Annotated in this window: 8 protein-coding genes; 2 read left to right on the top strand and 6 right to left on the bottom strand. The window is 49.8% G+C overall.

Annotated elements, in window-relative coordinates; all coding sequences use genetic code 11:
• Positions 1-1,637 (bottom strand): dynamin family protein (locus ACAN54_RS26155; protein ID WP_379162519.1); only part of this gene is annotated, 1,637 nt, incomplete at its 3' end.
• Between the two features lie 298 nt (positions 1,638-1,935).
• Here ACAN54_RS26155 and ACAN54_RS26150 point away from each other — a divergent pair.
• Together ACAN54_RS26150 and ACAN54_RS26145 are read left to right on the top strand one after the other, a co-directional pair.
• Positions 1,936-2,361, top strand: a complete 426-nt coding sequence (locus ACAN54_RS26150) for an SRPBCC family protein (protein WP_379162516.1) — start codon at positions 1,936-1,938, stop codon at positions 2,359-2,361.
• A gap of 2 nt (positions 2,362-2,363) precedes the next feature.
• Positions 2,364-2,696, top strand: a complete 333-nt coding sequence (locus ACAN54_RS26145; protein ID WP_379162513.1) for an ArsR/SmtB family transcription factor — start codon at positions 2,364-2,366, stop codon at positions 2,694-2,696.
• 110 nt (positions 2,697-2,806) lie between these two features.
• Here the strand turns inward: ACAN54_RS26145 and ACAN54_RS26140 are convergent, their stop codons facing one another.
• The 5 genes from ACAN54_RS26140 to ACAN54_RS26120 all read right to left on the bottom strand — a co-directional run bounded on the left by ACAN54_RS26140 (position 2,807) and on the right by ACAN54_RS26120 (position 8,965).
• Entirely contained in the window at positions 2,807-3,073 is a 267-nt protein-coding gene (locus ACAN54_RS26140; protein WP_020432793.1) for a hypothetical protein, read from the bottom strand.
• Positions 3,074-3,098: 25 nt separating this feature from the next.
• On the bottom strand, positions 3,099-3,788 hold the full coding sequence (gene nth, locus ACAN54_RS26135; protein WP_379162510.1) for an endonuclease III: 690 nt from the start codon (positions 3,786-3,788) through the stop codon (positions 3,099-3,101).
• 138 nt (positions 3,789-3,926) lie between these two features.
• Entirely contained in the window at positions 3,927-6,677 is a 2,751-nt protein-coding gene (locus ACAN54_RS26130) for an S-layer homology domain-containing protein (protein ID WP_379162506.1), read from the bottom strand.
• 79 nt (positions 6,678-6,756) lie between these two features.
• Positions 6,757-7,413, bottom strand: coding sequence for a GerMN domain-containing protein (locus ACAN54_RS26125; protein WP_379162503.1), 657 nt, complete (start codon positions 7,411-7,413; stop codon positions 6,757-6,759).
• A 112-nt stretch (positions 7,414-7,525) separates the two neighbouring features.
• Positions 7,526-8,965, bottom strand: a complete 1,440-nt coding sequence (locus ACAN54_RS26120; protein ID WP_379162500.1) for an N-acetylmuramoyl-L-alanine amidase — start codon at positions 8,963-8,965, stop codon at positions 7,526-7,528.
• Between the last annotated feature and the right edge of the window lie 41 nt (positions 8,966-9,006).

The raw sequence follows: 9,006 nt of genomic DNA, 5'->3' as shown, positions 1-9,006 counted from the left end.
GTGCCGGGGGTGAGGGTGCGGCGCGGCGGAAGCAGCGCCGCAAGTTCTGCCGCGCGGGCGTCCGCCGCGCGGTCCAGGGCAGCCAGCGCGCTGAGCGCGCGCGCCTGCCGCTGCAGGGCTGCCTCGCGGCGCGACAGAGCCGCGCGCCGCTCGTCCAGGAGCGGCGGCAGCTTCGCCAGCAGCTCATCGCCGATGCCAAGAGCGGCGCGCCGGAACTGGTTCTTGATCTCAGCCGCAAGCGTGCGGCAGAAATTCAGCAGCGCCTCGCCGCTGAAGCCGGTTCCCGGCTGGACGGCAGCCGCCAGCACACTGGGGCTGAACGCCGGGAAAGCCTGCTTAAGGGCATTCTCCGCGGCGTCATCCCAGACTCCGAGTTCTTCTCCCCACTGCCGGACCAGCTGGAGCAGATGCCATTCCAGCTGGGCTTCGATCTCCCGGCTCTGCAGCGTATGCCAGGCGGCCAGCCGTTTCTGCTGTTCCTTCTCCCTCTTAGCTGCCGTGAAGAGCAGCCCCTTGCGGAAGCCGGGACTGACACTTTCAGCATAGGCTCCGGCTGCTTCCCGTACCTCTGCCGGCATCAGGCTGCTGTTCCCCAGCAGCGCATCCAGACGGGTTCGCAGATGGTGCCGTGCTTCTTCAGCCAGCCCCTCAATGCTTGCCCGCTCATCCGCGCATTCGAGAAGCTCCCGCTCCACGTATTCCCGTTCCTCCGCTGTTCCTGCCTCCTCCAGCAGATGTTCCCTTTCCTCCCGCTGCTCTTCACGGTAAGCGGTCTTGGCTGCATCTGCAGTATGATAAAGAGAACGCGTCAGACTATACTGAAGCAGCTCATCCCGTTGTTCCAGGAGTTTCGCAATCAAATTCAGCAGATCCTTCCACTGATTTAAGGGATGATCCGGAACCTTAAGGGATGTAAAGAGAATTCCTGCCGGCTCTATCCCCCACTGGCCGAAAGCGCTTTCCAGTTGCTGCCGGTACACCTCGACCGTAATTTCCTGTTCACGGTGCTTGTCAATCTGATTAATGATGAGATACAGCGGCTTGCCCCATTCACTAAGTGTTTTGGCAAAAGCCAGATTATTCTCGGATTGCACATGGTTATAATCCATCACATAGAAGACTACATCAGCCAAATGGAGTGCCGAATGCGTTGCCGCCTGATGTCCGTGATCGGTCGAATCCACTCCCGGTGTATCCATCAGAACCCCATGGTTCCCCAGCAGTGGAACGTTTTCCCATACAGATATAGCGGAGTATTCGCCGCCTTTGCGGCAATAGTCCTGCAGATCTTCTGGGGTCGTCTCCAATGGAGGCGGCTGGATTCCAGTATCACCGGTTTGCGGATACAGCAGAACACGAGGGGTTCCACTCCGGATGGAGACAATATTCGCACTGGTCGGAACCGGTCCGGAAGGCAATACAGACTTCCCGCACAGAAGATTAATCATACTCGATTTCCCTGCCGAGAAATGCCCGCAAAAGGCCAAGGTCAGCTCATCTGCAGCAGCTTTTGACTCCAGATCTATGATAATCTGTTCTGCAGCCGGATCGTCCCATTGCTTCATAAGCTTCTTGAGCCCCGAAAAGGACAGTTTCTTCAAAATTTCATTCTCCAATTTGGCCCGTTCCGCTCCCACGTTTACTCCCACCTTTGCTGCTTCGTGTCTCTTTAGCTTACCAAGTATAGAATAATTACATTTTATCACCAGTTTGCCACAATTCAAATCAGAACTATTTACAAATTCCCCTATAATCCCTCACGAATCTCACAAACCCAGGCATCTTTTTTACAAACTTGTTGATCTTCTCATATTTATTCCAGAGTAAGAAAAGACTATACCAGGTTAGCTTACCCGTAAGCATTGAAAAATAACACCATATGGTGTTACAATGAATCACGAATTCAAAAAATTGCGCAACCCCTGGAGGTAACAAATGCACTCTGAAAAAACATTGCCTGAAATCCGCAAAACTGTAGTTCTGAACGCACCTATTGAAAAAGTATGGACAGCCGTGTCCACATCCGAGGGATTGGCAGCTTGGTGGATGGACAATACATTTGAACCGGTCCTAGGTAAGGAATTTATTCTGCGTTCAGGCCAATTTGGTGATTCTCCTTGCAAAGTTACTGAACTCGCTCCTCCTCAACGGCTGGGCTTTGACTGGGGCAAGGACTGGCATCTGGCGTTTGAATTGAAAGAGCTGGGCAATCAGCAAACAGAGTTCACCCTTATTCATTCCGGCTGGGATGAAGCAAAGGTTACCGAGTTCGGACAACCGCATTCGGTGATCCACGGCATCATGAACGGCGGCTGGGAGGGTATTGTCCATAAGAGCCTGGTTCGTTACACCGAGGCTTAGGCATGGCTGCTCCAGTCCTCAAACATGATGTATTTCAGGCGATCGCAGATCCCACCCGCCGAAGCGTGCTTAAGCTGCTCGTCCATAACGATATGCCGATTGTGGCCATCTCGGAGAACTTCCCTCTCTCGCGTACAGCCATTAACAAACATCTACACATCTTATCGGAAGCAGGTCTTGTCAGCTCCAGGCGGGTTGGCAGGGAGACAAGGTATTCGCTTCACCCTGAGCCTCTGGCAGAACTTAAAGACTGGTTAGCTTTCTTCGAGACCTACTGGGATGACAGACTATCGGTACTCAAGGCATTCGTCGAGAATGTCCCCGAGCCCAAATAATTTTGCAGAAACAATAGACGTTCTTATGGGCACAGCAAAAAGCCGGCCACAGGGCCGGCTTATCTACAACATATTCGAGTCACTTATATTAATAGAACCACGCTAATTCCTTAAGCAGTTTCCAGAACTGGCAGCAGAATTTCGAAAACCTTGCCGTGCTGCAGAATAGTCAGACCACGGGATTTGTCTCTCATCACGACCACTTCAGGTTTTTGGGACATCCGTTCCAGGTAATGCTCAGGCACATCGCCGGAGTGGCTGATTGTGATGCCTTCCACTTCCTGTTCTTCGTTTTCCTCAAGCGGACTTTCTACAACACGTTCAAAAATATCGGAGAACGCTTCAAAATTGTCGGTATATACAGAAATGCACTTCATCTCTATCCCATCCTCTTCTTCATCTCTAACTCTTCATTCTTGTTTCCGTATGATTCTTAGCTTTCCTGATTACAGCTGTTTTCATACGTTTCTTACCTTCCCGGCATACATCCAGCAGCGGGCATACTTGACATTTGGGGTTCTGTGCTTTGCAGTGATAGCGGCCGAAAAAAATCAGCCGGTGGTGCGTGAGCGTCCACTCGTCACGCGGCACCGCCTTCATCAGCTTCTTCTCTACTTCCATCACGGAATCCTTCCAGCCTGCAAGGGCAAGCCTCTTAGCTACCCGCTCGACATGTGTATCCACCGCTATGGCCGGTACTCCAAAAGCATTGGATACTACCACATTCGCGGTTTTGCGACCGACACCCGGTAGGGTTACCAGCAAATCATGTGCCTGGGGCACCTCTCCACCATACTGCTCAATCAGGATTGAACAGAGACTTTGAATATGCTTTGCTTTGTTACGGTATAGACCAATCCGCCGGATGTCACTCTCCAGTTCCTCTATCGGTACTGAAACATAATCGAGCGGGGCTTTATACTTTTGGAACAGGTCCTCGGTTACTTTATTCACTGTTGCGTCCGTACACTGGGCTGAGAGCAGCACGGCTATCGTAAGCTCAAAAGCGTTGCGGTGATTCAGCTCACAGTGCGCATCAGGAAACAGCTCTCCGATGGTATCCAGGATGTGGCGGACCTCTGCAACCTTCATAGTGTCCCCTCCACGGAGTGTTACGTCGCTTGTAGCGAGTGTAACTTCTCATTTGTACAGTCATTTCAAAAAAAACGTCTTGAAACAGGCAAAACGCCTGAATCAAGACGGTGTTTCACACGGAAAATCACCAAGCCCTTATTGTTTCGCGATCTCAACAAGAATATTATTATTGAAATACATTATAATATTATCATTTTCTTTGATAGATTGCACGGATAAAGTCGTGTCGCCTTGATGAATATATACATTCGAAGCCAGAACAAATTCGTAATTGTTATCCTCCGTACTTGAGCGTTTGACCAGAACCTTATTCGTTGCGCTTTCGTATCGCCAGAAAGTTCGTGTCTGCTGGCTTAATACACGAATTATTAGGGCTCCAGCGGAGTCCTTGCGCACTTCCACACGGTCAGCAGTAGTAAGCGAACCCAGTGTAGTAGCGGTGGAACCGTCGCGGATAATTTTGACCCCGCCAGTCGCTGTGAAGGTTTGTATTCCACTAATATAATCCTTCACAGTCAATGTTCCGGTAGCGGCATCTACTGCAGTCAGTTGTCCAGTAGTAAGCTTAACCGACTGAAGGGAAAGCGGTGTGCTGCCGCTAAAAGTGGCATTTACAAAGCCGCCCACCTTCAAATCACTGATTTTGATAGTTTGTCCGGATTCGTCTGTGATCGGCAGTGTCAGAGTGTTCAGCACAGTTGTGCCATCGGAATACTTCACTCCGAGCTTATTGGCAGTAGAATCCAGACTGATGATCTCCAGTTGCAACGATGAATTAACACGTAGCACAGAGATCACATTTTGATTATCAGCAAGGAAAGCTGTGACGGTGCTGCCCAGAGCCACATCTGAAATCGACGAAGTAACACGGCCAAATATATCCACGGTTTGAGGATAAGGCAAACTTAGCAGCTGCTCGTTGGCAAGTTTGATGGTCATCATTCTGGTCGTTGTATTTATGGCGCTTAACGTGCCTTCATATTTGGTACTAGTCTCCACTGAAAGTGCGCGCTGACCGGCAGCAACCACATCAATCTTACGGCCTTCAGTTAGTCTGTACCCCATATTGGTGAGAGAGGTGGTTACCGCTCCATCATATGCAAGCTTGGTGTTCGAATCAAGCTTTACTAGTTGTGCTTTGCCGCTGGTGTCCATTAAGGTCAAAAGCTGTGTCTTGGCACTGTAGTCCACCACAGACGCTCCCGTATACAAGGAAATTTGGCGGCTTAGCACTTCTATTTTGGTCACTTGATCACTACTGTTCAGCGTAATTTGCACATTGTCTCCAGCCGTTGTATCGGCGATCAGATCACTGATGAGCGGAGTTGCAACGCCAGGAATTACGATGACAGGCTTAGTGCCAAGCAGCTTCACCTCAAGCGTGCCATCCGATTTTTTGTACACGATTGTTGAACTGGTCAGCTCAGTAATCGCCCCTTTTACGGTTCGCTCAACCCCTGAAGTCACTTCTATAGTTCGGATCACATTATCCTTAACTGTGTATTTGACCGATGCCCCCGCCTTCAGATCAGCTGGCGTCAGGACTGCGCTTTGCGAACTGAACAGTGTTGACCCTTCCTCCCAATTGAAGGATTCGGTTACACCATCGGCTGTTTTAAAGGTAATTCTCTTGGCTGCAGTATCGACACTTTGAAGGGTTCCGGTCGCTGTTTTGTTCACCATACCAGAGGTCACTTGAACTCTGACGAGCTTGTTCGCACCGCTGAAGGTTTCCCGTAGCAGTGAAACTTTGCTGGCTTTAGTAATTGAAGATGGAGTAATTGCAGCACCATTCACATCCACAAAAGTAGTGCTTCCATCATAGCTGTATTGATCGTATCCGGATGGAGAATCCAGCCAGATCGTACCCGGAGTGATTTTGGCAAATACGCCCTCTATGCTCTGCACCTGCTGCACCGGATCTGTCACTTCAACATAAGCGGCATTGTAGGTAGCTCCGATAACAGTCACTTTGGTGTAAGGCTTAATATCACTAAAATTGATTCTGGTATCTGAAGTGCTGTTAAAGTATGCTGTGCTCGGTGTCAAATTATACCCGGAAGTGTTCCCATTGCTGTACAGGGTCAACTTCCCGTCCTGAAGGGCGCTGACGCTGCCTTTGACGGTATTGTCGTAGTCTAAGGTATTGTGTGCTTCAGCACGGCTGAAGAAAGTGGCCAGCTGCGCACGGGTTACAGCACCCTGCGGATCAAATCGGTTGCCATCCAGTCCGTTGGCCAGGCCCAAATCCACTGCAGCATTAATGAATCCCCGTTTGTTTGCCGTAACCTTGGCATCATCAGCAAAGCCTGTCGGTTCACCGGATACTGCAACGGCTTCCTGGCCTTTACCCAGCGCACGGATCAATAACTCAGCAATCCATTCACGGCTGGCCTTGCGTTCTCCCCATGAGGTCTTCAGATTATCCGCAGCCATTTCAACCGTCTTGTCCAGGAGTCCCTGCTGGAAAGCAAGTATTACATAGGGTTTATAGTAATTGGTTACTTTGAAATCTGTAGGAAGTACTACATCCGTATTATTGTTCACATTACCCTGCTGCTTCATGAAACGCAGTGCCATGAGTACCGCCTCTTGCTGCGTAACGGAATCCCCCGGACGAAACAGGCCGTTGTTGCCTACAACAATCCCTTGGGAGGCCAATTTATAGATATGTTTTTCGGCCCAGAAGCCGTTTTTCACGTCAGTAAAAATCCCTGCATTAGCCGCGGGAGCAGCTGCGTTAACTGCTGGTGTTGTTACTGCCGCAGCTGTATCGGCGAACGCCGAAGCTGCTCCGCCAAGCACCATCGTACCAGCCAGAATTACGCTTGCCGCTTTACTGGAATAATTATGAATAGAACGCTTTGATCTTTTTTGCCCGGACAATAGGTTATTCCCCTCTCTATAATCATCTAAAATGCCAGTATTTAATTTCGCCGGTTAACTGCTTATTCCTGCATTTTCCTTATAAACCGCTGTTTTCTCTAGTCATTGGATGCTCGAGATCCACATGTCCCATGAGACTTTCCACTTGTTCACCATCCACTAAAACCTCAATACTCTTCACTTCTTCAAATTGGAACAGAGTCTGGGCCAGTGCGCTGATGGCAAAGGCCTCACCGCCGGCACCAAGCTGGGCTTCATCCGGTTTATGGATGTCCATGGTAATCTGGCCGTCCGCAAATTTAAGCGATTTAAGCTCTATTTTGCCCCACAAAGGAATCTGTTCAGGGTTGGTGCTGCTCTGCAGGGCTTTGTAGGCCTCGCTGTACTTCTCCACATCATCTGTATAGCTAATCTCAGATTTAGCGGGAACCAGCTCCATTTGCTGAGGATCGGTGAAATACACGGAAATGCTCTGACTCTTTTTGGCGGGGGCTGTTGGCTGTTCTGTAGCTGCTGGTGAAGGAGTTGCAGATTCTGCTGTCGGCTGAGCAGTGGCACTGGCTTCAGGATCCTCGCTCACGTTGTTACTGCCAGCAGTACTCCCGGCGCCGTTCACAACCGTTGTGGAATCTTGTCCTGCTTGATCCGCCGGAGCTGCAGCAGGTTTATCACCGCATCCGGCGATCACAAGCAGAAGCACTGCTGCAATACCTGCATAGGTCCATTTCTTATTCATTTACAATTACCCCCTCTTGATGAATATGGGCAGACAGGGCCGCAAAGCCTTTTTGACCTGATGGTACGGCCGAAAGCTGACTTTGCGGCCCCGCTCTGCCGCTTGGCTGCTGCTATAATTTGAGATATTCCTTTATACCGGCGACCATACCTGCGGCTACTTTATTCTGCAGAGCCTCTGAGAACAACAAGGATTCGTCTCCTTTATTGCTCAGGTAACCGACCTCCAGCAGAACGGCAGGCATAGTCGTTTCACGAATGACGTGAAAGTTCCCATACCGGACACCCCGGTCACTTAATCCGGTTGCCTGGACGAGATACTTATGCATTACGTTTGCCAGAGCCTTGCTGGCCTCACGCTGATAATAGGTTTCTGATCCGCTCGAAACGGATGAACCACTGCTGTTCGCGTGAACAGAAATAAAGAGATCCGCTTTGAGATTATTGGCCATTCCCGCACGGTCCTTTAGTTCCAGAAAGGTATCATCGCTCCGGGTAAGAACAACATCGATGTTTTTTTCCTGTTTCAGCAGTGCGGCAGCCTTCAGTACAACGGCCAGATTAAAATTTTTCTCGTATTTGCCGGTAATCCCGACAGCACCAGAATCCTTAGCTCCATGTCCTGCATCGAGCACTACAAGTTTGCGTCCGCTGTTGCCCGGCAATGTCGCAGTGTCGTCGGTGCTTTCCGCATTCAAATCAATAACAACAAGCTTGGAGGTCTCTCCAGACACATCAACGCTATAGTTCTTGGCTTGATTCAGATCAATAACAAAACGAACGGTGTAAGGATTAGTGCTGTATAGCGAGTAGCGAACACCTGAAACATCCGGATAATCCGTCACGGTAAGTTTACCGTTCAAATTCGGATCAAGCACTTGGCCTGTCCCAAAAACATCCGAGAATGTAGCATTCGGCAAATCAATCACGATCCGCTCTGGTCCGGATACCTTGGATACCTTCGGCTGCGAACTTCCATCCATTGCAATGGTAAGCCTGTTCTCGCTGAAGCTGACTCCATTGACCATGGTTAAGTTAGCCGTCTGACTCGCTGGAGGTACAATTACACTGCTCCCGCCGCCAACAGTACTCTCTCCAGTACCAGTGTTACTTACAGGTATTTCTGGGGTAATAAGATTCACAACCTTGGCTGTGTTATCCCAGTTGACCTTTAAACCAAACTGTTCGCCGATGAACCGGATCGGCACGAGTGTTGTGTCGCTCCTTAGCAGAGGTGCTGTTGTTAGAATCACAGTCTTGTCATCTACAGAAGCCGCTGTCTGATCCACAATCAGCTTGATGGTCTTACCTTGCTGTTCAATCGTAACCGTCTTGCTCTTCTGATCCCAATCTACCTTGTATCCAAGGTTCTCGGCAATCATCCTAAGTGGAACCATGATAGAGTTGTTCACATTTTCAACAGAAACCTTCTGTCCTGCGTTAAGCTCCTTGCCATCCAGATTAATCGTGGTGGTCCCGGAGGCGGCATGTCCTTGTTCCGGCAGAACCAATACAAAGAGCAGCAGCAACAGCATAAAAACAAATTTCTTCATTCTTCACCTCTAAAAATCTAGTATTCCGCCTGTAAAAGCGT

Source organism: Paenibacillus diazotrophicus, from assembly GCF_042610465.1.
The sequence above is the reverse complement of the archived record's forward strand: the minus strand, read 5'-3'. Positions and strand labels throughout refer to the sequence as shown.

Coding starts and splice junctions, on each gene's coding strand:
- ACAN54_RS26145 (WP_379162513.1), top strand. CDS start 2,364: ATGGCTGCTCCAGTCCTCAAACATGATGTATTTCAGGCGATCGCAGAT.
- ACAN54_RS26120 (WP_379162500.1), bottom strand. CDS start 8,965: ATGAAGAAATTTGTTTTTATGCTGTTGCTGCTGCTCTTTGTATTGGTT.
- ACAN54_RS26125 (WP_379162503.1), bottom strand. CDS start 7,413: ATGAATAAGAAATGGACCTATGCAGGTATTGCAGCAGTGCTTCTGCTT.
- ACAN54_RS26140 (WP_020432793.1), bottom strand. CDS start 3,073: ATGAAGTGCATTTCTGTATATACCGACAATTTTGAAGCGTTCTCCGAT.
- ACAN54_RS26150 (WP_379162516.1), top strand. CDS start 1,936: ATGCACTCTGAAAAAACATTGCCTGAAATCCGCAAAACTGTAGTTCTG.
- nth (WP_379162510.1), bottom strand. CDS start 3,788: ATGAAGGTTGCAGAGGTCCGCCACATCCTGGATACCATCGGAGAGCTG.